The organism is Pseudomonas sp. P1_F7, from assembly GCF_056405655.1.
Genome location: NZ_JBFUBR010000012.1, coordinates 284,815 through 311,110 on the forward strand (window position 1 = coordinate 284,815; position 26,296 = coordinate 311,110).

24 protein-coding genes are annotated in these 26,296 nt (G+C 59.0%); 11 read left to right on the forward strand and 13 right to left on the reverse strand.

Annotated elements, in window-relative coordinates:
* Positions 1-9: 9 nt before the first annotated feature.
* From panC to dksA, 9 genes are all read right to left on the reverse strand, one after another.
* Positions 10-870 (reverse strand): pantoate--beta-alanine ligase, encoded by an 861-nt coding sequence (gene panC, locus AC1D1M_RS19365; protein WP_477776861.1) that lies wholly within the window; start codon positions 868-870, stop codon positions 10-12.
* A complete protein-coding gene (gene panB, locus AC1D1M_RS19370; protein WP_015096862.1) occupies positions 867-1,667 on the reverse strand; it encodes a 3-methyl-2-oxobutanoate hydroxymethyltransferase in 801 nt (266 codons plus the stop codon). The genes panC and panB overlap by 4 nt, the downstream gene beginning before the upstream one ends.
* 275 nt (positions 1,668-1,942) lie before the next feature.
* Entirely contained in the window at positions 1,943-2,428 is a 486-nt protein-coding gene (folK, locus tag AC1D1M_RS19375) for a 2-amino-4-hydroxy-6-hydroxymethyldihydropteridine diphosphokinase (protein ID WP_477776862.1), read from the reverse strand.
* Positions 2,429-2,431: 3 nt separating this feature from the next.
* Positions 2,432-3,832 (reverse strand): polynucleotide adenylyltransferase PcnB, encoded by a 1,401-nt coding sequence (locus AC1D1M_RS19380; RefSeq protein ID WP_347909088.1) that lies wholly within the window; start codon positions 3,830-3,832, stop codon positions 2,432-2,434.
* A gap of 735 nt (positions 3,833-4,567) precedes the next feature.
* Positions 4,568-6,007 carry a sigma-54-dependent transcriptional regulator gene (locus tag AC1D1M_RS19385; RefSeq protein ID WP_477776863.1) on the reverse strand — a complete coding sequence of 480 codons (1,440 nt, stop codon included), beginning with the start codon at positions 6,005-6,007 and terminating at the stop codon, positions 4,568-4,570.
* Positions 6,008-6,029: 22 nt separating this feature from the next.
* Positions 6,030-8,984 carry a sensor histidine kinase gene (locus AC1D1M_RS19390; protein ID WP_165798740.1) on the reverse strand — a complete coding sequence of 985 codons (2,955 nt, stop codon included), beginning with the start codon at positions 8,982-8,984 and terminating at the stop codon, positions 6,030-6,032.
* Positions 8,968-9,144, reverse strand: coding sequence for a hypothetical protein (locus AC1D1M_RS19395; protein WP_003176118.1), 177 nt, complete (start codon positions 9,142-9,144; stop codon positions 8,968-8,970). The genes AC1D1M_RS19390 and AC1D1M_RS19395 overlap by 17 nt, the downstream gene beginning before the upstream one ends.
* Positions 9,145-9,221: 77 nt before the next feature.
* Positions 9,222-10,112 carry a tRNA glutamyl-Q(34) synthetase GluQRS gene (gene gluQRS, locus AC1D1M_RS19400; RefSeq protein ID WP_477776864.1) on the reverse strand — a complete coding sequence of 297 codons (891 nt, stop codon included), beginning with the start codon at positions 10,110-10,112 and terminating at the stop codon, positions 9,222-9,224.
* 77 nt (positions 10,113-10,189) lie between these two features.
* Positions 10,190-10,630 carry an RNA polymerase-binding protein DksA gene (gene dksA, locus AC1D1M_RS19405; protein ID WP_007971100.1) on the reverse strand — a complete coding sequence of 147 codons (441 nt, stop codon included), beginning with the start codon at positions 10,628-10,630 and terminating at the stop codon, positions 10,190-10,192.
* A 333-nt stretch (positions 10,631-10,963) separates the two neighbouring features.
* Here dksA and AC1D1M_RS19410 point away from each other — a divergent pair, with 333 nt between their 5' ends.
* Positions 10,964-12,136, forward strand: coding sequence for a pyridoxal phosphate-dependent aminotransferase (locus AC1D1M_RS19410; RefSeq protein ID WP_477776865.1), 1,173 nt, complete (start codon positions 10,964-10,966; stop codon positions 12,134-12,136).
* Complete coding sequence (sfsA, locus tag AC1D1M_RS19415; RefSeq protein ID WP_477776866.1) at positions 12,136-12,849, forward strand: DNA/RNA nuclease SfsA; 714 nt, start codon at positions 12,136-12,138, stop codon at positions 12,847-12,849. The genes AC1D1M_RS19410 and sfsA overlap by 1 nt, the downstream gene beginning before the upstream one ends.
* On the opposite strand, the gene AC1D1M_RS19420 is transcribed toward sfsA, so the two are convergent.
* From AC1D1M_RS19420 to AC1D1M_RS19435, 4 genes are all read right to left on the reverse strand, one after another.
* Complete coding sequence (locus AC1D1M_RS19420; protein ID WP_477776867.1) at positions 12,846-13,163, reverse strand: Rieske (2Fe-2S) protein; 318 nt, start codon at positions 13,161-13,163, stop codon at positions 12,846-12,848. The genes sfsA and AC1D1M_RS19420 overlap by 4 nt on opposite strands.
* A 488-nt stretch (positions 13,164-13,651) precedes the next feature.
* Positions 13,652-13,924, reverse strand: a complete 273-nt coding sequence (locus AC1D1M_RS19425; protein WP_007971093.1) for a TfoX/Sxy family protein — start codon at positions 13,922-13,924, stop codon at positions 13,652-13,654.
* A 245-nt stretch (positions 13,925-14,169) separates the two neighbouring features.
* On the reverse strand, positions 14,170-14,514 hold the full coding sequence (locus AC1D1M_RS19430) for a pentapeptide repeat-containing protein (protein WP_477776868.1): 345 nt from the start codon (positions 14,512-14,514) through the stop codon (positions 14,170-14,172).
* Positions 14,515-14,605: 91 nt separating this feature from the next.
* On the reverse strand, positions 14,606-16,162 hold the full coding sequence (locus AC1D1M_RS19435; RefSeq protein WP_477776869.1) for a bifunctional aminoglycoside phosphotransferase/ATP-binding protein: 1,557 nt from the start codon (positions 16,160-16,162) through the stop codon (positions 14,606-14,608).
* 116 nt (positions 16,163-16,278) lie between these two features.
* Here AC1D1M_RS19435 and mrcB point away from each other — a divergent pair, with 116 nt between their 5' ends.
* From mrcB to msrQ, 9 genes are all read left to right on the forward strand, one after another.
* Positions 16,279-18,597 (forward strand): penicillin-binding protein 1B, encoded by a 2,319-nt coding sequence (gene mrcB, locus AC1D1M_RS19440; protein WP_477776870.1) that lies wholly within the window; start codon positions 16,279-16,281, stop codon positions 18,595-18,597.
* Positions 18,598-18,613: 16 nt separating this feature from the next.
* Positions 18,614-19,351: a hypothetical protein gene (locus AC1D1M_RS19445; protein WP_477776871.1), complete on the forward strand. Its 738-nt coding sequence runs from the start codon at positions 18,614-18,616 to the stop codon at positions 19,349-19,351.
* Entirely contained in the window at positions 19,351-19,686 is a 336-nt protein-coding gene (locus AC1D1M_RS19450) for a YqcC family protein (RefSeq protein ID WP_126047562.1), read from the forward strand. Before AC1D1M_RS19445 ends, AC1D1M_RS19450 begins: the two co-directional genes overlap by 1 nt.
* 483 nt (positions 19,687-20,169) lie before the next feature.
* Positions 20,170-21,894 carry an acetolactate synthase 3 large subunit gene (locus AC1D1M_RS19455; protein WP_477776872.1) on the forward strand — a complete coding sequence of 575 codons (1,725 nt, stop codon included), beginning with the start codon at positions 20,170-20,172 and terminating at the stop codon, positions 21,892-21,894.
* Between the two features lie 2 nt (positions 21,895-21,896).
* Positions 21,897-22,388 (forward strand): acetolactate synthase small subunit, encoded by a 492-nt coding sequence (ilvN, locus tag AC1D1M_RS19460; RefSeq protein ID WP_003176102.1) that lies wholly within the window; start codon positions 21,897-21,899, stop codon positions 22,386-22,388.
* Positions 22,389-22,433: 45 nt separating this feature from the next.
* Complete coding sequence (gene ilvC / locus AC1D1M_RS19465) at positions 22,434-23,450, forward strand: ketol-acid reductoisomerase (RefSeq protein ID WP_003228216.1); 1,017 nt, start codon at positions 22,434-22,436, stop codon at positions 23,448-23,450.
* Between the two features lie 143 nt (positions 23,451-23,593).
* Entirely contained in the window at positions 23,594-24,448 is an 855-nt protein-coding gene (gene pssA, locus AC1D1M_RS19470) for a CDP-diacylglycerol--serine O-phosphatidyltransferase (protein WP_007971084.1), read from the forward strand.
* Positions 24,449-24,506: 58 nt separating this feature from the next.
* Positions 24,507-25,520 (forward strand): protein-methionine-sulfoxide reductase catalytic subunit MsrP, encoded by a 1,014-nt coding sequence (msrP, locus tag AC1D1M_RS19475; RefSeq protein WP_477776873.1) that lies wholly within the window; start codon positions 24,507-24,509, stop codon positions 25,518-25,520.
* Positions 25,520-26,140 carry a protein-methionine-sulfoxide reductase heme-binding subunit MsrQ gene (gene msrQ, locus AC1D1M_RS19480; protein ID WP_477776874.1) on the forward strand — a complete coding sequence of 207 codons (621 nt, stop codon included), beginning with the start codon at positions 25,520-25,522 and terminating at the stop codon, positions 26,138-26,140. The genes msrP and msrQ overlap by 1 nt, the downstream gene beginning before the upstream one ends.
* Positions 26,141-26,296: the final 156 nt, after the last annotated feature.

Here is a 26,296-nt window from a genome sequence, read left to right on the forward strand (position 1 = left end):
TTTCGGTGTTTAGTTTGGCGCTTCGAGGTTCAGGTGCAGGTTGTCGATCAACCGCGTCGTACCGAGGAACGCCGCCACCAGAATCACCAGGTCACGATCCTGCGCCGTCGCCGGGCGCAGGGTCAGAGCATGGCGGATTTCCAGATAGTCAGGGCGCAGGCCGGCTGTTTCGAGCTGTTTGATCTGCGTGCCGATCAGCGCCGGGTAGTCGCGTTCACCCTGCTTGATCGCCTCGCCGATCGCTTTCAGCGTGCGATAGACCACCGGTGCGACAGCACGTTGCTCTTCGTTGAGAAAACCGTTGCGCGACGACAGCGCCAGGCCATCGGTTGCGCGAACAGTGGGCTCACCGATGATCTGGATCGGCATGTTCAGGTCATGTACCAGCGCGCGAATCACCGCCAGTTGCTGGAAGTCTTTCTCGCCGAAAATCGCCAGGTCCGGCTGGACCATGTTGAACAGCTTGCTGACCACCGTCGCCACGCCTTCGAAATGCCCCGGCCGGCTGGCGCCACACAGGCCCTCGGACAATTGCGGGACGCTGACGCGGGTCTGGCCGGCCATGCCGTCGGGATACATTTCTTCAACAGTGGGGGCAAACAACAAATGGCAACCGGCCTGGAGTAGTTTTTCCTGGTCGGCGGCGAGGGTGCGCGGGTATTTGTCGAGGTCTTCGCCAGCACCGAATTGCAGCGGGTTGACGAAAACGCTCGCAACCACGAAGTCCGCCCGCTGGGAGGCTTTGGTCACCAACGCCACGTGGCCGCTGTGCAGGTTGCCCATGGTCGGCACGAAGGCGATGCGCTTGCCTTCGCTACGGGCACGGGCCACGGCGGCCCGCAGTTCGCGTACGGTTTTTACGGTGTTCATGCAGAGAATCCGTGTTCGATCCCAGGGAAGGTCGCCGCTTTGACTTCAGTCACGTAGGCATTCAGTGCAGCTTCAATGCTGGTTTGGCCAGTCATGAAATTTTTTACGAATTTTGGCATGCGGCCGGTAATGGACAGCCCCAGCATGTCGTGCAGAACCAGCACCTGGCCGTCGGTGCGATTGCCGGCGCCAATACCAATCACCGGAATCTTCACCGCCTGGGTGATTTCTTCCGCCAGTTCGCTCGGGACGCACTCGAGCAGCAGCATTGCCGCGCCAGCCTGTTCCAGGGCGATCGCGTCGGCACGCATCTGCCGCGCCTGGTTTTCATTGCGACCCTGGACCTTGTAGCCGCCAAGGATATTCACCGATTGCGGCGTCAGGCCCATGTGCGCGCAGACAGGGATGCCGCGCTCGGCCAGCAGGCGGATCGAATCGGCCAGCCACAACGCTCCTTCAACCTTGACCATGTGCGCGCCGGCCTGCATCAACAGGGCGCTGTTGGTCATGGCTTGCTCGGTAGTGGCGTAGGCCATGAAAGGCAGGTCGGCGAGAATCAAGGCATCGCTGTTACCGCGTTTGACGGCAGCCACGTGGTAAGCCATTTCTGCGGTGGTGACAGGCAAGGTGCTGTCGTGTCCCTGCAAAACCATGCCGAGGGAGTCGCCCACCAGCAGCACTTCGACGCCGGCCTGATTGCAGGCATGGGCGAAGGTCGCGTCGTAGCAGGTCAGCATGGTGATCTTTTCACCTTTTTGCTTCAGACCTTGCAGGGTGGTCAGGGTGATGGCTGGCATGAAAAGTTCCTCATTCAGGCGCTGTGGAAACTACTGCGAGTAACGCGCGTGATTCTTCGTTAAATACAGGCGCACGCTCTTTCGTCGTGCTTTTAAGGCCTGGATTGCGCCCTTGAACGCCGTGTTGGCGGCAGCGGGACGCCTATAGTCGTGAGGAGAACGAGGGAAGTCAATTGCGTGTGTTACCGCATTGTTACGGGTAGGGTGTTACCGGGGTAACTGATGCGATTCAGCAGCAGATCTTGTGCGCGACACAAAACCAATGTGGGAGCGGGTCAATTTTGGGGCAGGCGTTCCAGGCCGACGAACGGGCATGTCTTGAGCAGTTCGGCCAAGGTCCGGCCATCGGCCAGGCGCAGATCCGCAGGTGCCAATTCCGCCAGCGGATACAACACAAAGGCCCGTTCCTGCATGTGGTAATGGGGAACCTTGAGGCGCGGTTCGTCGATCAGGCGATCACCGAACAGCAAGATGTCGAGGTCCAGCGTGCGCGGTCCCCAGCGCTCAAGGCGCTCGCGACCCTGGCCGTTTTCGATGGCCTGCAAAGCATCCAGCAGTTCAAGCGGCGCCAGCGTGCTGTCGAGAGCGGCCACCGCATTGGTGTAGCGCGGTTGTCCGGGAAGCAGTGAGTCACTTTGATAAAACGCAGAAACTCCGACCAGCGCCGTTTGCGGCAAATGCGCCAGCGCCTCGACGGCGCTGCGCAATTGTTCGGCGGGGTCAGCCAGGTTGCTGCCCATGCCGATGTAGATGCGTTCCATGGATTACTCGCCCGTGGTGCTCGAAGCGCCGGCGGCGCGTTTGCGCTTGGAACCACCGCTGCGGCGACGCTTGCGCGGCGCGCCGGTGCCTTCGTCCTTGCCGCTGAGGTCGCGAATCATGTCGCGGCGCTCACTTTCGTTGGCGTCCTGATAGTCCGTCCACCATTCGCCCAGGCCATCGGTCTGCTCGCCGGCGCTTTCGCGTAGCAGCAGGAAGTCGTAGCCAGCGCGGAAACGCGGGTTGTCCAGCAGCAGATCGGCACGCTTGCCGCTGCGGCGGGGCAGGCGTTCCTGCATGTCCCAGATCTCGCGGATCGGCATGGTGAAGCGTTTCGGAATCGCGATGCGCTGGCACTGTTCGGCAATCAGCTCGTGCGCCGCTTCCTGCATTGCCGGAATCGGCGGCATGCCACGCTCCTGCAGGCGCAGGACGCGGGCCGGCAGGGCAGGCCAGAGCAGGGCTGCAAACAGGAACGCCGGGGTGACCGGTTTGTTCTGCTTGATCCGCAGGTCGGTATTGATCAGGGCTTCGCTGATCAGGGTGTGGGTGTACGTCGGGTTGTATTCCAGTGCTTCGGCGCTGGCTGGGAACAGTGGATCGAACAACTGCAGGTCGACCAGCATCTCAAACGTATCGGCGGCATGGCCGGAGAGGAACAGCTTGAGCACCTCTTCGAACAGGCGGGCCGACGGGATCTCGCGCAGCATCGGCGCCAGGCCGCGGATCGGCAGGGCGCTGTGTTTTTCGATGCCGAAGTTCAGCTTGGCGGCGAAACGCACGGCCCGCAGCATCCGTACCGGGTCTTCCTGGTAGCGTTGCGTCGGATCGCCGATCAGGCGGATCAGGTGATTACGGATGTCGTGTACGCCGTTGGCGTAGTCGAGGATGCGTTCGCTGACCGGATCGTAATACAAGGCATTGATGGTGAAGTCGCGACGTTGCGCGTCTTCTTCCAGAGTGCCGTAAACGTTATCGCGCAAGATGCGCCCGCTTTCGTTGCGCGAAGACTGATTGCTGTCTTCCTCGTCTTCGTTTTGCGGGTGATTGGCACGGAAGGTCGCGACTTCGATGATTTCGCGGCCAAAGTGGATGTGCACCAGCTTGAACCGGCGCCCGATGATTCGCGCGTTACGGAATTCGGCCCGTACCTGTTCCGGTGTGGCGCTGGTGGCAACGTCGAAATCTTTCGGTGTGATACCCAGCAGCATGTCGCGCACGCAACCGCCCACCAGGTAAGCCTGATAACCGGCGCTCTGCAGGCGTTCAACGATATTCACCGCGTAACGGCTGAATTGCGCCTTCTGCAGCGAGTGTTGGCCGCTGTTGAGCACTTCAGGCGTGCTGCGAATGTGTTGCGTAGGACGCTTGGGAGTACGGAATGACTGGAACAGCTTCTTCAGCATGGGATGCACTGTTTGAAGGAATATTCGGCCATAACAGAAGAATGACCGCATGATGGGCGGGGATTCTAGCATTTAGTCGGGGGATGGTGTAGGACACAGCAGATATGAGCTGTAGGCCGCAGGCTTCAAGGCCCGAGCGAGCCGATTTGCGGGGATTTGCGAATCGCGGAAACCACAAGGGGAGCCGAAGCTCCCCAAGAAGTAGTTGCATGCTCTATTTTTATTTTTGGTTTCGGGCTTCTTGTTTTTGTTGAGTGCCCTCGCCATGAAGCTTTCCTTCATGACCCTCCCAATCGGGAGTCAAGAGCAAACGGATTGCTTTGGTCGCTGAATTGCAGTGATCTTTCGATCCAACCAGTACAGGCTCTGTCTTAAGACAGTTTTTGTTGTTCTCGGCCTGGTCGTGGGGCAAGCCCCAAATACAACGCCTCTCCAAAAGAATCAGTTAGCTGCGCCTCTCGCCGTCTTGTTTTTATTGTGCGTGAGTCGATTCGTCTTATTTTTATTGTCTTGTGCATTGCTTGTTATTGTTCTTGTACCAAACATATAGCAGGGTGCGTGCCAACTTTTGCGAAACCCAATAAAACAAGGGGTTAGGCCGGTCGGCAGGCATTTCGAGGGCCAAAAAAAGCCGGGGCTTCGTTACCGTAAGCCCCGGCTTCTGTTACGTGAAAAAGCTGAGGTAACAGTTTTTTCAGAAAGTCACGTGTTACCCGCACATGAGACAGGTGAGGTTCAGCTTTCGCTGGCCACCCCGGTCTTGCGCCGCGGGATGCCCAGGCGCTGACGGCGCTCCCACAGGCATTTGCGGCTGACCCCGAGCTTGCGGGCCAGCTCGGTTTCGGTCATGTGGTCCTGATGCTCGAGGACGAAATGCTGAAAGTAGTCTTCCAGGGAGAGGTCTTCGGTCGGTTCGTGGTTGCTGTTACTGGCGTTGCCGTTGCCCTGTTGTGGCGGCAGGCCAATGAACTCGTCGTCTTCCAGGTCGCCCAGTTCGATGTCGATGCCCAGCAGCTCGGCGGAAATTTCCGGGCTTTCGCACAGGATAACGGCGCGCTCGACGGCGTTTTCCAGTTCACGAACGTTGCCCGGCCAGGAGTAGTGACGAATGGCTTGCTCGGCATCCGCGGCGAACTTCAGGTCGGTGCGGTTGATTCGCGCACTTTGCCGCGCCAGGAAGGCGTTGGCGATTTCGTTGACGTCTGCACCGCGTTCGCGCAGGGCTGGCAGTTTCAGCGCGATAACGTGGAGGCGGTAATACAAGTCTTCGCGGAACTGGCCGATCTTTGCCAGGCTCTTGAGGTCGCGGTGTGTCGCGGCGATCAGGCGCACATCGACTTTTTGCGACTGCACCGAGCCAACGCGACGAATTTCGCCTTCTTGCAATACGCGCAGCAAGCGAGCCTGGGCTTCCAGTGGCAGTTCACCGATTTCGTCGAGGAACAAGGTGCCGCCGTCCGCTGCTTCCACCAGGCCGGCGCGCCCGGCGCTGGCGCCGGTAAATGCGCCTTTTTCGTGGCCGAACAGTTCGGATTCGATCAGGCTTTCAGGAATGGCCGCGCAGTTCACCGATATCATTGGTGCCTTGGCGCGTTTGGACAGGTTGTGCAGGGCGCGCGCCACCAGTTCTTTACCGGTACCCGATTCGCCCTGGATCAGAACGTTGGAGTCGGTCGGCGCGACTTTGCGGATCTTGCCGTACAGGTCCTGCATCGGTGGGCACGAGCCAATAATGCCGATTTCACCGTTGCTGTTGTCGGTACCGGATTTCACCGCGCCGTTGGCGGCTTTGCCGGCAACCGCTTCACCACCGGCTTGTGCCGTTTGTCGGTCACGCAGGATTCGTGCGGCGGCTTGCAGCATTTCGTCGTGGTCGAATGGCTTGGCAATGTAATCCACCGCGCCCATTTTCATCGAATCGACCGCCGAGCGCAGGCTGGCATAGCTGGTCATGATCAGCACCGGCGTGCCCTGGGCGAGCTTGATCAACTCCGTGCCAGGCGCGCCCGGCAGGCGCAGGTCACTGACGATCAGATCGAACGAGGGAATGGTGAAGCGTTCTTGTGCTTCCTGCACTGAACCGGCTTCGCTGACCTGGTACTGGTTACGTTCCAGCAGGCGGCGCAAGGCGGAGCGGATGATGGTTTCGTCTTCGACGATCAAAATGTGCGGCATTGATTCGATACTCTCGACGGTCTCAGTTCACAGCGGACGTCGCTTCGACATGACGCGGCAAGGTAACCCTGATTCGGGTGCCGCGTTGGCTTTGAACATCAGCCGGGCTGTCGATGGTGATTTGTCCATAATGCTCTTCAACGATGGAATAGACCAGTGCAAGGCCCAGACCGGTGCCTTCGCCAGGGTCCTTGGTGGTGAAGAAAGGTTCGAACAATCGGTCCATGATGCTCGACGGAATACCGCTGCCTTCGTCTTCCACGATCAGATCGACCGTGTGTTCGCCGGCTTCGCTCTTGACCCGTACCGCACTGCCGGGAGGCGAGGCGTCACGGGCGTTTGAAAGCAGATTGATCAATACCTGGGCCAGCCGTTGCGGGTCGCCTTCGACCCAGTGTTCGGGGTCGCACAGGTTGTAGAACTGCACTTCGAAATTGCGTCGGTTCAGGGCCAGCAGGCCGATGGCATCCTGAGCCACTTCGGCCAGACAGACGGGCTCGTCGCTGTGCTGATGGCTGCCGGCATGGGCAAAGCTCATCAGCGACTGGACAATGCGCGATACGCGTTTGGTCTGTTCGAGAATCTGCCCGCTGATTTCCTTCAGCTCGCCGTCTTCTTCACGTTCTTCGCGCAGATTCTGCGCCAGGCACGCGATACCGGTGATCGGGTTGCCGATTTCATGGGCCACGCCGGCCGCCAGGCGACCGATGCTGGCCAGGCGCTCGGAGTGCACCAGTTTGTCCTCGAGCATCTGGGTTTCGGTCAAGTCTTCCACCAGCAACACCAGGCCACTGTTGCCCGGCGCGAGGGGCTCGTCGATCGCCGCTTTGTGCAGGTTCAGCCAGCGGGTCTGGCCGTCGAGGGCCAGATGCTGTTTGTGCAAGTGTTCGTCCGGCAGATTGATGAAGCCTTGCAGCAGTTCTTTCCATGGATCGGCAATGGTGCTCAGGCGCGAACCGACCACGCGCTGCGCGGCGATGCCGGTCAGTTCCTCCATGGCCTTGTTCCACATGAGGATTTCCTGATCCTTGGCCAGTGAGCACACGCCCATCGGCAATTCCTGCAGGGTCTGGCGGTGGTAGCGGCGCAGGGCATCGAGTTCGGCGGCCAGGCCGGTCAGGCGCGAGTGGTAGTCCTCGAGGCGACTTTCGATGAAGTGAATGTCTTCGGTAACGTAGTTTTCACCGCCAGCCTTGTACGGCAGGAAGGTTTCGACCATGTCCTGGGCCACGCTCGGGCCCATCAGGCCGGAGAGGTTGGCTTCGATGCGGTCACGCAAGCGGCGCAGGGCATACGGTCGGCGCTCGTCGAATGGCAGATAGAGATCGCGCAGGGCCTGCTCGACTTCTTTCTGTGCCGCTTTTGCACCCAGCGGCTTGGCCAGTTGCGTGGCGAATTCCTGGGGCGAGGCGGCGTGCAGTTCCCGGCGTTGCGGGCGGCGCACGTTGTCCACGGCGCAGGCTTCGGCGGCGCTGGCCTCTTCGGTGCTGGCGTTGGTGAACAGCGAGATCAGGGTAAACATCAGCACGTTGGCTGCCAGCGAGGCAATCGCCGCCATGTGCCAACTGGTGTCGTCCAGCACATAGATCATGTTCAGCAGCGGAATGTAGAAGCCTTGCAGGTTGCCAACCAGCGGCAACAACATGGTCACCAGCCACACCAGTATCCCCGCCAGCAAGCCGGCGATGAAGCCGCGACGGTTGGCGGTCGGCCAATACAGGACCGAGAGCACGCCCGGCAGGAACTGCAACGTGGCGACGAAAGCGACGATGCCGAGGTTGGCCAGGTCCTGCTCGGCACCGAGCATCAGGTAGAAGCCGTAGCCGGCCATGATGATCGCGACAATCAGCGCCCGGCGGGTCCACTTCAGCCAGCGGTAGATGTTGCCTTCGGCTGGTGGCTGATAAAGCGGCAGCACCAGATGGTTCAAGGCCATCCCGGACAGCGCCAGCGTGGTGACAATGATCAGGCCGCTGGCGGCAGACAGCCCGCCGACATAGGCCAGCAACGCCAAAGCCTTGCTGTTGGCGGCGATGCCGATGCCCAGGGTGAAGTATTCCGGATTGGTGGTAGCGCCCAGTTTCAAGCCGGCCCAGAGAATCAGCGGCACCGCCAGGCTCATCAGCAGCAGGAACAGCGGCAGGCCCCAGCTCGCACTGACCAGCGAACGCGGGTTGAGGTTCTCGGTAAAGGTCATGTGATACATGTGCGGCATCACGATCGCCGAGGCGAAGAACACCAGCAACAGCGTACGCCACGGGCCTTCCTGCAAAGGCGTGTGCAGGGCAGCGAGCGCGGTCTGGTTTTGCAGCAGCCAAAGCTCAAGCTGTTGCGGGCCGTCGAACACGCCGTAAAGCGCATACAGCCCGACACCGCCGAGGGCGATCAGCTTGATCACCGACTCGAAGGCAATTGCGAACACTAGGCCTTCATGCTTTTCGCGGGTGGCAATGTGGCGGGAGCCGAAGAAAATCGTGAACAGCGTAATCAATGCGCAGAAGCTCAGGGCCACGCGATGCTGCACCGGCTCGCGAGTGAGGATGCCGATGGAGTCGGCGACCGCCTGAATCTGCAAGGCCAGAAGCGGCAATACGCCGATCAGCATGAAAATCGTGGTCAGCGCTCCGGCCCAGGTGCTGCGGAAGCGGAAGGCAAACAGGTCCGCCAGCGACGACAGTTGATAAGTACGGGTGATCTTCAGGATCGGGTAGAGCAGCACCGGCGCCAGCAGGAATGCCCCGGAAACGCCCAGGTAGCTGGACAGAAAACCGTAGCCGTACTGATAGGCCAGGCCCACGGTGCCGTAAAACGCCCAGGCACTGGCGTAGACGCCCAGTGACAGGGTGTAAGTCAGCGGGTGGCGAATGATCGCCCGGGGGATCATGCCCCGTTCACTGATCCAGGCCACACCGAACAGCACCGCGAGGTACGCGGCACTGATCAGGATCATCTGGGTCAGGCTAAAGCTCATCGGCATCTTTTTGGCTCTGCAGGATGAAAGTCACGACGATCAGAATCAGCCAGAGCAGATAAGGGCGATACCAGGCGCCAGTGGCGTCGATCCACCAATCCATGATGGCCGGGGAAAACAGGTAAATCCCCACTACCAAAAGCAGGACCAAGCGATAGATGTACATCCCGGCCTCTCTTTTTTATGCGCGTGCCCGAAAACGTGCGGCGATGGTAACGGATGGGCGCGCCACTGCAAGTGCGATCACAATAGCTGTGCCTCGGGCAGGCTCAGTGTGCGCGGGATCAGCGAGGCATCCCAGTGGGCAATGCCCCAATTCAGCACTTCCCGTGGCGTTGCGTAAGTCAGTTCGGTTCTCGGGTTCTGTCCCAGTGCGCGCAGCGCCCGCAGCAATAGCAACGTTGCCTGATCCTCGGTCAACGGCGGCGAGCGGTAGGACTTACCAAGTTTATTGCCATCAGGCTGAGTAATCAGCGGGATATGCAGATAACGCGGCTGCGGCAGGCCTAGCAGTTCTTGCAGGTAGAGCTGGCGGGGGGTGGAATCGAGCAGATCGGCGCCCCTCACGATATCAGTGATGCCTTGCCAGGCATCGTCCAGGACCACGGCCAATTGATAGGCGTAGAGGCCATCGCGGCGGCGAATCACGAAGTCGCCGACTTCCCGGCCCAGATGCTGGCGGTATTCGCCTTGCACCCGGTCGATGAAGTGGTACTCCAGCTCCGGAACGCGCAGGCGGATGGCGGCATCGTCGGTGCCATGGCCGGCATTGCGGCACAGCCCCGGATAAATTCCGTGATACGGCTCTAGCTGTTTGCGCGAACAGGTGCAGGCATAGGCCAGGCCATGATTGAACAGGCGATTGAGTACCTCGGCGTAGGCATCGTGCCGCTCGCTTTGGCGAACCAGGTCGCCATCCCACTCGAAGCCATAGCTTTCCAGGGCCTTGAGAATGGCCGCCTGGGCGCCGGGTTCCTCGCGGGGCGGATCAAGGTCTTCCATGCGCATCAGCCAGCGTCCGCCGACCGAGCGCGCGTCAAGGTAGGAGGCCAGTGCGGCGACCAGCGAGCCGAAGTGCAGATGGCCGCTAGGGGTGGGGGCGAAGCGCCCGATGTAAGGGGTGTTGGCGGTCATGGATGCATTTAAAGCCAAAAAAACATCAGAAACAAAAACGGAGCGTTCGCACGCTCCGTTCTTCGTTCAAGTCGCAATTATTTGCCGACTTGCTTTTCCTTGATTTCCGCCAGGGTCTTGCAGTCGATGCACAGGTCGGCGGTAGGGCGCGCTTCGAGACGCTTGACGCCGATCTCGATGCCGCAGGATTCACACCAGCCGTACTCTTCGTCTTCGATCAACTGAAGTGTCTTGTCGATCTTCTTGATCAACTTGCGTTCACGGTCGCGGGCACGCAGTTCGAGGGCGAATTCCTCTTCCTGGCTGGCACGGTCTGCCGGATCAGGGAAGTTGGCCGCTTCGTCCTTCATGTGGTCCACGGTCTTGTCGACACCTTCCATCAGCTCTTTTTTCCACTGATTCAGGACCTTGGTGAAGTGCTTGCGCATGGGCTCGCCCATGTACTCTTCGCCGGCTTTCTGAACATAGGGCTCGAAGCCGCTGATTGCCTGGTTTTGCTGCTTTGCTTGGGTGGACATGAAATAGACCGCCTCTACTCTTGTAATCCATCTGCGCAGGATTGCTCCATCACCGGCACCTGCCGGCCCTGCGGCTGCAAGCGGGCGAACTTACCAGATCAACTCGGGCCGCGCTACTCCCGGATATCGAGCTCGCGGCACATGGTGCTTGCAAATGATGACAAACCGTTGTCTGGTGGCTCTGGAACCCTGCTCAATTATTGATTTTAGTCAAACCTTGCGCGCGCGCTTGAGTCGTTTGTGATCGGGGTTACAAGGCCTCTGACCGCTTTAGGTTCTCGCTCGTTCCTGCGCTTGGGTAGAATCGGTTTTTTTTCCGTTGAAGGAAGGCCAATGGCTCAGCCCTACAGTGCCCGCAGTCGCGCGATCGAACCTTTCCATGTCATGGCGTTGTTGGCGCGGGCCAATGAATTGCAGGCCGCCGGCCACGATGTGATTCACCTGGAAATCGGCGAGCCGGACTTCACCACCGCCGAACCGATCATCCAGGCCGGCCAGGCTGCTCTGGCGGCAGGGCGGACCCGTTACACCGCCGCGCGCGGCATTCCGGAGTTGCGTGAAGCCATTTCGGGCTTTTATCAGCAGCGTTACGGTTTGAACATCGACCCGCGGCGCATACTCATCACGCCTGGCGGGTCCGGCGCGTTGCTGCTGGCCAGCGCTTTGCTGGTCGACCCCGGTAAACACTGGCTGCTGGCAGACCCGGGCTACCCGTGTAACCGGCACTTCCTGCGACTGGTCGAAGGTGCGGCGCAATTGGTGCCGGTCGGTCCGGATGTGCGTTATCAATTGACGCCTGGTCTGATCGAGCGTTATTGGGACCACGACAGCGTCGGCGCATTGGTGGCGTCGCCAGCCAATCCGACCGGCACGATCCTGACCCGCGACGAGCTGGCGAAGCTGTCTGACGCGATCAAGGAGCGCCACGGTCATCTGGTGGTCGACGAGATTTATCACGGCCTGACCTATGGCACCGATGCGGCCAGCGTGCTGGAAGTCGACGACAGTGCATTCGTTCTGAACAGTTTTTCGAAGTACTTCGGGATGACCGGTTGGCGGCTGGGATGGCTGGTGGCCCCCGACGCTGCCGTCGGTGAGCTGGAAAAGCTCGCCCAGAACCTCTACATCAGTGCTCCAAGCATGGCGCAGCACGCTGCACTGGCCTGTTTCGAGCCGGCCACCATCAGTATTCTCGAAGAGCGTCGCGCCGAATTTGGCCGGCGTCGGGATTACCTGCTGCCAGCCTTGCGAGAATTGGGCTTCGGCATTGCCGTGGAGCCGGAAGGGGCGTTCTACTTGTACGCCGATATCAGCAAGTTCGGCGGCGATGCCTTCGCGTTCTGTAAGCATTTTCTCGAGACCGAACACGTGGCATTCACCCCGGGGCTGGATTTCGGGCGTTATCAGGCCGGGCATCATGTGCGGTTTGCCTATACGCAGAATCTCGAGCGTTTGCAGGAAGCGGTCGAGCGCATTGCCCGTGGGTTGCGGAGCTGGCAAGGCTGATGCGTTTTCATCCTCCCCTCGAAGAAGGGCGCCTGATCCGACGTTATAAGCGTTTTCTCGCCGATATCGAAACCGTTGGCGGCGAGTTGCTGACCATTCACTGTCCGAACACAGGCTCGATGCTCAATTGTCAGGTCGAAGGCGGCCAGGTCTGGTTCAGTCGCTCCAACGACCCGAAACGCAAGTTGCCCGGCACCTGGGAGATCGGTGAAACCCCGCAAGGGCGGCTGTTTTGCGTGAACACCGCCCGCGCCAATGGTTTGATCGAAGAGGCGTTACGAGCGGGCGTCATCACCGAACTGAACGGTTTTACCGGGCTCAAGCGCGAAGTGGCTTATGGTCAGGAAAACAGTCGTATCGATTTCCGTCTTGATTATCCCGACGGGCCGGCCTACGTCGAAGTCAAAAGCGTGACCCTGGGCTTCGACGGAACGGCGGTGGCGGCGTTTCCCGATGCAGTCACCCAACGTGGCGCCAAGCATCTGCGGGAGCTGGCGCACTTGGCCAGGGACGGTATTCGCGCGGTGCAGTTGTACTGTGTTTGCCTGACCGATATCGAGGCCGTGCGCCCGGCGCAGGAAATCGATCCGGCTTATGCGCAGGCCTTGCGTGAGGCGATTGCCTGTGGGGTCGAGGTGTTGGCTTACGGTGTGCGGTTGAGCCACGAAGAAATGCTGGTCGACCGGCGTCTGGACGTGTTGCCGGGTGGCTAAAGGCTGATCCAGATCCCTTGTTCATCCTCGCGGCAGGTCACGCTGGTCAAGGCTTGCCCCGCGCAAGGGCCGGCGACGCATTCGCCGTCTTCGATCAGGAACAGTGCGCCATGGGTGGCGCACTGGATCAGGCTGCTGCTGGGGTCGAGAAACTGGTCGGGGTGCCACTCCAGGGCGACACCCCGGTGCGGGCAGCGATTGATGTAGACGTAAACCTGCCCGCTACGGCGCACCGCAAAAAACTTCTGGCCATCGATGTCGAACCCGCGGCTGCTGTCGTTGGCCAGCTCGGCACCTGCGCAAAGCAACTTCATGTCTATCCTCGGTCCCGCAGCTCGTCACCGGATATGTCCGAGCTTGGCGGTTAAATGCTAACAATTATCAAGTGGCCGTCTTGCCCGTCGGGTACAGGTGCCTACCGCCGAGGATACTTGGCCTGCTCATTCGATGCCCGGGAAACCTTCAAAGGAAGCTGTTTATGCGCCTGACCACCCGCGTCACCGTGATCTGCATGGAGCATCCATCTCCGGATCCGGTCAGTACTTTTCCACCGGCAAAAAAAGACCCGGCAAGAGCCGGGTCAAATAACCGTGATTAGCCTGATGAGGAGATAATCTGAGAGTCCGAACCAAGGGCTTTTCAGAATATCGACCAGTCTCGCGACCAGTTGTGATAATCATATCGATTCTCATTACCAAGTCAACCGCTGTTTTTTGATTTCTTTACGATTCGCCGAATTTACGTCTGCAGGCCTCGTAATCATTGGGTTGCAGGTTGCAAAGCTGCAGAAGTACTTGCGGGATCAATTCTTGTGGCGTGAAGAGATGGCTTCCAGCTGTTTATTCAACGCTTCCTTGCGCTCGGCAGGAATGTCGTTCCAGTGAACGTCCATCAGGGCGCCTTCGATTGCGTACAACAACACCTTGGACGCCCGAAAACCGCGCGTACGCACGGCCCGGTAAGCATCCACCGCCCCGAGGCGACGCAAGTCCGACGCGCTATGGATGCCCACGGCATGCAACCATTGCGCTGACGTCTTGCCGAGATTCTTCAGGTGTTGCAGTTCATCATTCATCAAGCCTCCTTGCGATGGCCGAATGGAGAGCGTGGGCAATCTTCTGAGGAGTGTAGCCATCAGTAGGAAAAGCGTGTTTGTTTGCTCGTTTTCGACGCAAATGCTTCTAAGAGAAGAGTATTGGCAGAGCGTGAAAAGTCCGCGAGCGCGGGAGGAAGAGGCTGGGGGAAGAATCAGGATTACGGGTGAGCATCCCCTTAGTCCAGCGCAACGGGCGTGCTGGACGTGTCAGTCCGCGACGTCGATCAGCGGGTGCGATAGCGCAGTCGTGTGCCGAAGTTCATCGACATCAGGATTTCGTCGGCACTGAGCTCCACCGGAAAGTAGGCACCGGAGATTTGCGCATGGGCCAGGCTCGCGCCTTCCAGGTTTGCTTTGCGAAAATCGATGCCGCGCAAGTCGGCGGAACGGAAGTAGGCATCGCTGAAATCCACGCCGTCAGCATTCAGTTCGCGCAGGTCCAACCCCCGGAAGTCTCCACTCACCATGTCGATGGGGCCATCCTTGGGGCGTTCACTGTTGAAGCCTCTGATGTCGTCTTTGTGCAGCAGGGCATAAAGCGGTGTGTCGAGAAGTTTCGGCTGGCTCATGTCGCATCACCTGAAGGTTTTATGACGCCAGTATAGTGCCACTATTTGACAGCCGTGAAACCGGCGCAGGCTTCACGGCTGAAATACTTCCTTACAGGCCCGGAAGACGCTGGCGAATTTGCGCGACAACGGTATCGAGCGTCCCGCTTTCATTGGTCTGGACACGCTTGCTGCAGAGGATTTCTGCGGCCGTCAGCGCTTCACGGCTGGCTTGTTGGGCTTCGATAACGGCCAGGGTGGCGTCAGACGGGTCTTTTTTGTCTGCCTGGCGCATGGCCAGCCAGCTTTCGATCACGGCCTGTGGCGCATTGCAGTCGAGGATCAGGAAGGGTGCGCCCGTGGCTTCGGCAACCTTCGCAGCACTGTCACGCTGATCACGCTTGAGGTAGGTGGCGTCGACCACTACCGGGAAGCCTGCGCGCAGAATGACATCGGCGATTTCGTGCAGGCGGGCATAGGTCGTCGCGCTGGCGTCGGCGCTATAGATGCCGGCCTGTACGTCATTCTCGACGGTTTGCTCGCCGAACAGGCGCTTGCGCTCGACATCGGAGCGCAGGCGGATCGCGCCCAGGGCTTCGACCAGACGCATGGCGACATGGCTCTTGCCAACGGCAGAAACGCCGTGGGTAATGGCCATGAAGCGTGAAGGAATGGTGCTGTAGCTTTCCGCCAGGTTGGCGTAGTTGCGGTACTGGCGCAGGGTCGTGGCGCGCTGCACCGCAGTGGCTTCGGCCGGCATGCTGAACAGCGCAACCTTGGCGCGAACCAGTGCGCGGTAGGCTTTATAGAAGTTCAGCAGTTCGAGACCGCGATAGTCACCGGTCAGCTCCAGGTACTGGCTGATGAAGCGACGCGCCAGGCACTTCAGGCCGCGATCTTCCAGGTCCATCGCCAGGAAGCCGGTGTCGGCATAAACGTCGGTAAAGCGAAACGGTTCGTTGAATTCGATGCAGTCGAAGATCACGACCTTGCCATCGATCACAGTTGCGTTGCCCAAGTGGATATCACCGTGGCATTCACGAATGAAACCTTCGGCCTTGCGCTGGGCAAACAGCGGTTTGAGGCGCTCGAAGCAGCTTTCGGCCCAGGCTTGCAGGGCGTCGAGTTGCAACAGGTCGGCTTTGTCGCTGAGGAACGGACGGATCTGTTCGAAGTTCTGCCGCACCGGCGCCATGACGCTGTCCGGTGTGCCGGCTTCGTGCTCGGCTGGCACTTTCGGTGCGCTCAGGTGGAAGCGGGCGATTTGCTCGGCCATCTCGTCGATGTGCGCGGTGGTCAGTTCGCCATTGGCTTGAAGGGTGCTGAGCAAGCCGTTTTGCGGGAACTGGCGCATTTTCAGTACATATTCGATGGCCGGGCCTTCGCCACCCAGTTGCGGAACCTCGGCGCTACCGGTGACGGGCAGCACTTCGAGGTACAAATCGTCGGTCAGGCGCTGGTTCAGGCGCAGCTCTTCAGCGCAAAAGTGTTCGCGAGCCTCAAGGCTGGTGAAGTCGAGAAAACCGAAATTGACCGGCTTCTTCACTTTATAGGCGTAGGGGCCGGTGAGCAGTACCCAGGAAATATGAGTCTCGATGACCTGGAATCCCTCTACAGGATGCGGGTAGAGGGCAGGGTTTTGCAGGGCGGCGATCAGGGACTGGCTCACAGGCGATCCTTCAGAGTCTGGGAAATTCAAGGCCGTCATTATGGCCGCAAGTCCGCTCGACGCAAACCTCGGAGCGCTCCTGTTGAGGATGAATAAAGTGCGTATAATCCGCCGCCATGACTCGTACTCGAACTCCCCGCACCCCAAAAAAACCACCCTCCAGGGGCCTGCGCCCGTGGCTGGGCTGGGCCATTAAACTCAGTCTGGTAGGCCTGGTAGTGCTGGCCGGATTCGCCGTTTACCTTGATGCGATCGTCCAGGAGAAGTTCTCCGGCAAGCGCTGGACCATCCCGGCCAAGGTTTACGCGCGCCCGCTCGAGCTGTTCGTCGGACAAAAGTTGAGCCGGGATGATTTCCTGACCGAACTCGATGCCTTGGGCTATCGCCGGGAAAGCGTGGCCAATGGTCCGGGTGCGGCGTCGGTCAACGGCAATACCGTTGATCTGAACACCCGTGGCTTCCAGTTCTATGAAGGCATGGAGCAAGCGCAACCGGTACGGGTGCGTTTCTCCGGCGATTACGTGGCCGAGTTGTCGGGAGCACAAGGGTCGAAACTGTCGGTGGTGCGCCTGGAACCGCTGCTGATCGGCGGTCTGTACCCGAAAAACCTCGAAGACCGGATTCTGATCAAGATCGATCAGGTGCCGCCATACTTGCTGGAAACGCTGGTGGCTGTCGAGGATCGCGATTTTTATCACCACTTTGGTGTTTCGCCGAAGTCGATCGCCCGGGCGATCTGGGTCAACGGTTCGTCCGGGCGCATGCGTCAGGGCGGCAGTACCCTGACTCAGCAGTTGGTGAAAAACTTCTACCTGACCAACGAGCGCAGCCTGAGCCGCAAGCTCACCGAAGCGATGATGGCGCTGCTGCTTGAGCTGCATTACGACAAGCGCGAAATCCTTGAGGCTTACCTCAACGAAGTGTTTATCGGACAGGACGGTCAGCGCGCGGTGCACGGTTTCGGTCTGGCCAGTCAGTTCTTCTTCAGTCAGCCACTGGCCGAGCTCAAGCTGCATCAAGTCGCACTGCTGGTGGGGATGGTCAAAGGGCCTTCGTCCTATAACCCCCGTCGTTATCCGGAGCGTGCCCTTGAACGGCGCAACCTGGTACTCGATGTGCTGCAAGAGCAAGGCGTTGCTACTGCCGAGCAGGTTGAGGCAGCGAAGAAAATGCCGCTGGGCGTGACCAAGCGCGGCAGCCTGGCGGACAGCTCGTTCCCCGGCTTCCTCGATCTGGTCAAGCGTCAGTTGCGCGAAGACTATCGCGACGAAGACTTGACCGAAGAAGGTCTGCGGATCTTCACCAGTTTCGACCCAATCCTGCAGATGAAGGCTGAAGCTTCGGTCAACGACACCTTCAAGCGTCTGGCGGGGCGCAAGGGTTCCGATGACGTCGAAGCGGCAATGGTCGTGACCAACCCGGAGACCGGTGAAGTGCAGGCCATGATCGGCAGTCGCCAGGCCAGTTTTGCCGGGTTCAACCGGGCGCTGGACGCTGTGCGGCCGATCGGCTCGTTGATCAAGCCGGCGGTTTATTTGACCGCGCTGGAGAAACCGAGCCAGTACACATTGACCAGTTGGCTGTCGGACGAATCCTTTTCGGTCAAAGGCGCGGATGGTCAGGTCTGGAAACCGCAGAACTATGATCGTCGTTCTCACGGTACGGTGTTCCTCTATCAAGGCCTGGCGCATTCCTACAACCTGTCGACCGCGCGTCTCGGTTTGGCGGTAGGGGTGCCGAACGTCCTGAAGACGGTGGCGCGCCTGGGTGTGACTCGTGAATTTCCGGCCTTCCCGTCGATGTTGCTCGGCGCTGGCGGCATGACGCCAATCGAAGTGGCGACCATGTACCAGACTCTCGCCAACGGCGGCTTCAACACGCCGATGCGCGGGATTCGTAGCGTGCTGACCGCCGAGGGCGAGCCGCTCAAGCGTTATCCGTTCCAGATTCAGCAGCGTTTCGATCCGGCCTCCATTTACCTGATCCAGAGCGCCATGCAGCGGGTGATGCGTGAAGGTACCGGCAGCTCGGTTTATAACGTGTTGCCAAGGACCCTGACCCTGGCAGGTAAAACCGGCACCAGTAACGACTCGCGGGACAGTTGGTTTGCCGGTTTCAGCCAGGACTTGCTAGCGGTGGTCTGGCTGGGTCGCGACGACAACGGCAAGACGCCATTCACCGGCGCCACCGGGGCCCTGCAGGTCTGGACCAGTTTCATGCGCAAGGCCGACCCGTTGCCGCTGGACATGCCGCAGCCGGATAATATCGTTCAGGCCTGGGTTGATTCGCGAACCGGGCAAGGTTCTGACGCCGGTTGCCCGGGTGCCGTGCAGATGCCGTATATTCGCGGCAGCGAACCGCCTCCCGGCGCCGCTTGCGGTGGTGAAAACCCTGCAGAGTCGGTGATGGACTGGGTCAAAGGCTGGATGAATTAAGCAAAGAGGGTTTCAAGTGAACAAGTGGTTGATTCCAGCGGTTGCCGCCGTAGCTTTGCTCAGCGGTTGTTCTAGCGTACAACGTGGCTCGATTCCGGTCGTGGATTCCGGCACCGCCGTGTCCAACAGTGAGCGGATCTCGGCCAATGGCGGTTTCCGCCAGACGACCGTCAAGCGCCCTGTACAAGGGCAGCCGAAGGCCCAGGCGATTCCGCAAGGTGACAGCGGCGTCGTGGTGATGGTGCCAGGCGCTGCAACGACTTCAACGCCGATCAGCACCACGCCGATTACCCCGGGTCCGATCACACCAGGGCCGATTGACACGTCGCCGGTCCAATCGGCGCCGATCAATCAGGGCAGCTACAGCATGCCGTCGTCGCCAAGCGGGATTCCATCGGCCAGTTCGGGCGGGCTTTCGGCCGACGAGCAGCTGGACGGCCCCGTATTGGCTTTGCTGACCACCGCTCAACAGCAACAGGCGAGCGGTGATCTCAATGGTGCCTCCTCCAGCCTCGAACGCGCCCAGCGCGTTGCTCCGCGTGAACCACAGGTGCTTTACCGTCTGGCACTGGTGCGGATGGCTCAAGGCGATGCGGCCCAGGCCGAGCAGTTCGCTCGCCGTGGGCTGACCCTTGCCAATGGCCGTCCAGCCCTTCAGGCCAACATGTGGGAGCTGATTGGTCAGGCGCGCGAAAAGCAGGGTGACTCCCAGGGCGCGGCATTGGCTCGTCAGAAGGCCAAGGTAACGCTGTGATGGATGCGCGCTTTCTGAAAATCGCCGATCAACTGTTGTTGATCGAGCGCGAGTTGCGGGTGCAAGGATGGTGGGATGAAGTCTCGCCATCTGCTGAAGCGCTTTCCAGTGTCGAGCCGTTTTCGGTCGATACACTGGATTTCGAGCAATGGCTGCAATGGATCTTCCTGCCACGCATGAAGATGATCCTTGAGCAGGATTTGCCGCTACCCAATGCTTCGGGCATTCAGGAAATGGCCGAAATGGTCTTTGCCGGACGCAATGTCCAGGGCAAGGATCGGCAGTTACAGGTGCTGCTCAAAGAATTCGATCAACTGATCACCGCGTCCCGCTGAGCCAGAAGCTGCCAGCGTCCGCTGGCAGTTGTTCACAATATCTCTCTATTTTGTCCGCCGCTGCAGGGTAAGTGCATTCGCGTGCCAATTTTTTGCTAAAAGTTGCGCAATCGAAGCTAACACAGGGCTGATTTACGGGTTTTTTCTTGCGTTCTCATGTGCTTAGTAGAATAAAGCACATAGACGACTTGACTTGCGAAGGACGAAACAGAAGAATCCAAAGTCCGCTGTACAGGGACTGCCAGAAGCAGACCCTCTCAGCAGATCATGAGGCGCATATCCGCGTCGACCTGTTACACCCGCAACGCGTTACCTCGCGCTGGGTGGGAAAGCCCCGCAACACTTGGGACGATCCCAATACTTGCTCAGTCAGTGCTGACGTAGTCGGCGACCACCGTCGCTCATGCTCTGCCGAGAAGTAAACCTATTAAGACCCGTCCCATTTTTCGTGGGCGGTATTCTGGCGTTTTAGAGGTGAGCAACGTGGAGCTTTTATCTGGCGGTGAGATGCTCGTCCGCTTCTTGCGTGACGAAGGCGTCAAATATATCTACGGGTACCCGGGTGGTGCTCTTCTTCATGTTTACGATGCCCTGTTCAAAGAACCGGAAGTGACCCACATCCTGGTTCGTCATGAGCAAGCGGCTACCCATATGGCTGACGGCTACGCCCGTGCCACCGGTAAAGCCGGTGTGGTACTGGTGACTTCCGGTCCTGGCGCAACAAACGCCATCACCGGTATCGCCACCGCCTACATGGACTCCATTCCGATGGTGATCATTTCCGGCCAGGTGCCTAGCACCATGGTGGGTACCGATGCGTTCCAGGAAACCGACATGATCGGTATCTCCCGGCCGATCGTGAAGCACAGCTTCATGATCAAGCACGCGTCGGAAATCCCGGAAGTCATGAAGAAGGCGTTCTACCTGGCGCAATCCGGTCGTCCTGGTCCGGTCGTTGTCGATATCCCGAAAGACATGACCAACCCGGCCGAGAAGTTCGAATACGTCTTCCCGAAAAAAGCCAAGCTGCGTTCATACAGCCCGGCTGTTCGCGGTCACTCCGGTCAAATTCGCAAGGCGGCAGAAATGCTCCTGGCGGCCAAGCGCCCAGTGTTGTACTCGGGCGGCGGCGTGATCCTCGGCGGTGGTTCCGCACCACTGACCGAACTGGCGAAGATGCTCAACCTGCCAGTGACCAATACCCTGATGGGCCTCGGTGGCTATCCTGGCACCGACCGTCAGTTCATCGGCATGCTCGGCATGCACGGCAGCTACACCGCCAACCTGGCGATGCATCATGCTGACGTGATCCTCGCTGTCGGCGCACGTTTCGACGACCGTGTCATCAATGGCGCGTCGAAGTTCTGCCCGAACGCCAAGATCATTCATATCGACATCGACCCGGCTTCGATCTCCAAGACGATCAAGGCCGACGTGCCTATCGTTGGTCCGGTTGAGAGTGTCCTGACCGAAATGGTCGCGATCCTCAAGGAAATCGGCGAGACCCCGAACAAGGAGTCCGTTGCCAGCTGGTGGAAGCAGGTTGACGAGTGGCGTGGTGATCGCGGCCTGTTCCCTTACGACAAGGGCGACGGCAGTGTCATCAAGCCGCAGACCGTAATCGAAACCCTGTGCGAAGTGACCAAGGGCGACGCCTTTGTGACCTCCGACGTGGGCCAGCACCAGATGTTTGCTGCGCAGTACTACAAGTTCAACAAGCCGAACCGCTGGATCAACTCCGGTGGTCTGGGCACCATGGGCTTCGGTTTCCCGGCGGCCATGGGCATTCAGTTGAGCTATCCGGATGCCGACGTCGCCTGTGTGACGGGTGAAGGCAGTATCCAGATGAACATCCAGGAACTGTCCACCTGCCTGCAGTACGGTTTGCCGGTGAAAATCGTCATCCTGAACAACGGCGTTCTGGGTATGGTTCGCCAGTGGCAAGACATGAGCTACGGCAGCCGTCACTCGCACTCCTACATGGAGTCGTTGCCTGACTTCGTCAAGCTGGCAGAAGCCTATGGTCACGTTGGCGTGCGCATCACTGAATCGAAAGATTTGAAGTCGAAGATGGAAGAAGCGTTCGCCATGAAAGATCGCCTGGTGGTGATCGATATTTCGGTCGATACCAGCGAGCACGTCTACCCGATGCAGATCAAAGACGGCTCCATGCGCGATATGTGGCTGAGCAAGACGGAGCGTACCTAATCATGCGGCACATTATTTCCTTGCTTCTGGAAAACGAACCCGGCGCTCTGTCTCGTGTGGTTGGCCTGTTCTCGCAGCGCAACTACAACATCGAAAGTCTGACCGTGGCCCCAACCGAAGACCCGACCCTGTCGCGTCTGACGCTGACCACGGTTGGTCATGATGAGGTCATCGAGCAGATCACCAAGAACCTGAACAAGCTGATCGAAGTGGTAAAACTGGTCGACCTGTCGGAGAGTGCTCACATCGAGCGCGAACTGATGCTGGTCAAGGTCAAGGCCACCGGCGCCCAGCGTGCCGAGATCAAGCGCACTACCGATATTTACCGTGGACAGATCGTCGATGTCAGCGCCAGCGTGTATACCGTTCAACTGACCGGTACCAGCGACAAGCTCGACAGCTTCATTCAGTCCATTGGCACCGCATCGATTCTGGAAACCGTCCGTAGTGGCGTGACCGGCATTGCCCGCGGCGACAAAGTACTCAGCATCTAAACCAAATTAGCGAACGGCCTGAACGGCCTGATATAGGGGAAATTCATGAAAGTTTTCTACGATAAAGACTGCGACCTGTCGATCATCCAGGGCAAGAAAGTTGCCATCATCGGTTACGGTTCCCAAGGCCACGCTCAAGCGTGCAACCTGAAAGATTCCGGCGTTGACGTGACTGTCGGCCTGCGTAAAGGTTCGGCTACCGTTGCCAAGGCTGAGGCCCATGGCCTGAAAGTGACCGACGTTGCTTCCGCTGTTGCAGCTGCTGACCTGGTCATGATCCTGACTCCGGACGAATTCCAGTCCTCCCTGTACAAGAATGAAATCGAGCCGAACATCAAGAAAGGCGCCACCCTGGCCTTCTCCCACGGCTTCGCGATCCACTACAACCAGGTTGTACCGCGCGCTGACCTCGACGTGATCATGATCGCGCCGAAGGCTCCAGGCCACACCGTACGTTCCGAGTTCGTGAAGGGCGGCGGTATCCCTGACCTGATCGCTATCTACCAGGACGCCTCGGGCAACGCTAAAAACGTAGCACTGTCCTACGCTGCCGGCGTTGGCGGTGGTCGTACCGGCATCATCGAAACCACTTTCAAGGACGAGACTGAAACCGACCTGTTCGGCGAACAAGCCGTTCTGTGCGGCGGTACCGTTGAGCTGGTCAAAGCCGGTTTCGAAACCCTGGTTGAAGCTGGCTACGCGCCGGAAATGGCTTACTTTGAGTGCCTGCACGAACTGAAGCTGATCGTTGACCTCATGTACGAAGGCGGTATCGCCAACATGAACTACTCGATCTCCAACAACGCCGAATACGGCGAGTACGTGACCGGTCCAGAAGTGATCAACGCCGAATCCCGTCAGGCCATGCGCAACGCCCTGAAACGTATTCAGGACGGCGAATACGCCAAGATGTTCATCAGCGAAGGCGCTACCGGCTATCCTTCGATGACCGCCAAGCGTCGTAACAACGCCGCTCACGGTATCGAAATCATCGGCGAGCAACTGCGCTCCATGATGCCGTGGATCGGTGCCAACAAGATCGTCGACAAAGCCAAAAACTAAGTCACGCGCTTGTACGAAAAACGCGGCTTAGGCCGCGTTTTTTCGTTTGGGAGGCCGGTTCTGGTATAAAGCTGCATCGTTTGCGGCCGAACCGTCGTCCCAGACACCAGTCCAAACTTTCCACCCGTTGCAAGGTAATGTCCATGAGCGAACGCCCCGAAGAGCCAAACCAGGCTTCTGACGCCGAAAGCCTGCTGCCCATCGATGAACATGTCGAGGAAGGGCATGACGCGGAAGGTCGTAAAGTCCGGCATCGTGGTATCTATCTTCTGCCGAATCTGTTCACCACTGCGAACCTGTTCGCAGGGTTCTATTCCATCATCAACTCGATGAGTGCCCAGGCGGCCCTGAGTGCTGGTGACTCGGCCAATGCGAGCAAGTATTTCGCGTTTGCGGCCATCGCGATCTTCGTCGCCATGGTGCTCGATGGCCTTGATGGCCGCGTAGCCCGTATGACCAATACCCAGAGCGCCTTTGGTGCCGAGTACGACTCGCTGTCGGACATGGTTGCTTTTGGTGTCGCCCCGGCATTGCTGGCCTTCGGTTGGGCCTTGGGTGATATGGGCAAGGTCGGCTGGATGGTCGCCTTCATCTATGTGGCGGGCGCGGCATTGCGTCTCGCACGCTTCAATACGCAGGTCGGTACAGCGGACAAGCGCTACTTCATCGGTCTGGCCAGTCCCGCCGCTGCGGGTGTGGTTGCAGGTATCGTTTGGGCGTTCAGCGATTACGGCATCCAGGGTTCCAAGATGTCCTTCCTGGTTGCACTGATGGTGGCGGCGGCCGGCATGCTGATGGTCAGCAACATCAAGTACAACAGCTTCAAGGAGCTGGACCTGAAGGGGCGAGTGCCTTTCGTGGCGATTCTCGCCGTGGTGCTGGTGTTCGCAGTGGTGTTCAGTGACCCGCCGCGCATCCTGCTGCTGGTGTTTCTCGCCTATGCAGCCTCTGGCCCGGTTCAATACCTGTTACGTCTTCGCCGTAACAAGAGCGCGTAATTTCCCTCATACTCCGCAGTCTATGGGTGCATCTGTCCTCCAAAGCTGCGGAGTAACCATGCTGATCAAAGTCTCCAGAGCGTCCGACTGCCACGAGTCGGACGTCACGCCTGAATCACTCTATCTAACTCGACGCAATGTGCTCGGCGCCACGGTTGCCGGCTTCGCTCTGGGCAGCCTGCCGCAATGGGCCAGCGCTGGCGATGCTGCGCGTTACCCGGATGTCGAGCCCGGCAAGGCGCCTGCCTGGTTCAGCGAAAAACTTCCGGCTACCCAGTGGGGTGCGGTCAGCGTCAAGGATGAGGCAATCACACCCTTCAAGGATGCGACCCACTACAACAACTTCTATGAGTTCGGCACCGAGAAAGGTGATCCGGCTGCCAATGCCGGCACGCTGAAGACGGAGCCGTGGTCGGTGGTGGTGGATGGGGAGGTGGGCAAGCCTGGGCGGTATGCGATCGAAGACTTCATGAAACCGTATCAGCTGGAGGAGCGAATCTACCGTTTGCGCTGTGTGGAGGCCTGGTCGATGGTCATTCCCTGGATCGGTTTTCCCCTCTCGGCCTTGCTCAAGGAGGTCGAGCCGACCTCGAAAGCCAGATTCATCCGCTTCGAAACCCTGCAGGATCCCAAAAGCATGCCGGGGCAGCGCTCCGGTTTTGCCTTGATCGACTGGCCATATATAGAGGGGCTGCGTCTGGATGAGGCGATGAACCCGTTGGCGATTCTTGCGGTAGGCATGTACGGGCGAGAATTGCCTAATCAGAACGGCGCGCCGTTGCGTTTGGTGGTGCCCTGGAAATATGGCTTCAAGAGCATCAAGTCCATTGTGCGCATCAGTCTGGTCAGCGAGCAGCTGAAAACCACCTGGCAGAGCATTGCTGCGGATGAATATGGCTTTTATGCGAACGTGAATCCCACTGTTGATCATCCTCGCTGGACTCAGGCTCGTGAACGCCGCCTGCCCAGTGGCTTGTTCAAGCCCAATATACGTGACACGCAAATGTTCAACGGCTATTCAGAGGAAGTCGCCTCTCTATATACGGGGCTCGACCTGAGGAAGAACTACTGATGTGCTATCCGTTTTGGCGTATCGGTGTCTTTGTCGTGGTGCTGGTGTGGCCGCTGCTGTGGTTGTATCAGGCCTGGGAAGATGTTCTCGGGCCGGATCCGGGCAAGGTACTGGTCGACCGGCTGGGTTTGGGGGCGCTTGTTCTGCTGCTCGTAATCTTGAGCTTGACGCCGTTGCAGAAACTCACCGGTTGGGCGGGGTGGAATGCCGTGCGGCGGCAGTTGGGATTGTGGTGCTTTGCCTATGTGCTGCTCCACCTCAGTAGTTATTGTGCATTCATTCTCGGTTTTGACTGGTCGCAGCTGGGTGTCGAGTTGCGCAAGCGGCCTTACATTATTGTCGGGGTGTTGGGTTTTCTTGGTTTGCTGGCATTGTCAGTGACTTCCAATCGATACAGTCAGCGACGATTGGGTTCCCGCTGGAAGAAGTTGCATCGCCTGGCGTATGTCATTCTCGGGCTTGGATTACTGCATATGCTCTGGATTGTGCGCGCCGACCTGAAGGAGTGGGCGATTTATGCCTCTATAGGTGCATTGCTGTTAGTGCTGCGGCTACCGCCTTTGGCTCGTCGAATCCCGCGTCTAATGGCTAAAAAGGGCTCTTCCGCCAAAAAGGCGTAAATAGTGGTTGACGGCAGATTCCAGGTGTCTATAATTCGCCCCACTTCCGGCGCAGTCGAAACGGAAAACTCCTTGGTAAACAACGAGTTACTCGGTTTTCGACAGCAGGTGCTTCAGTTCATCGAAGCCAAAAGGGAGTTGAAAAAGAGGTGTTGA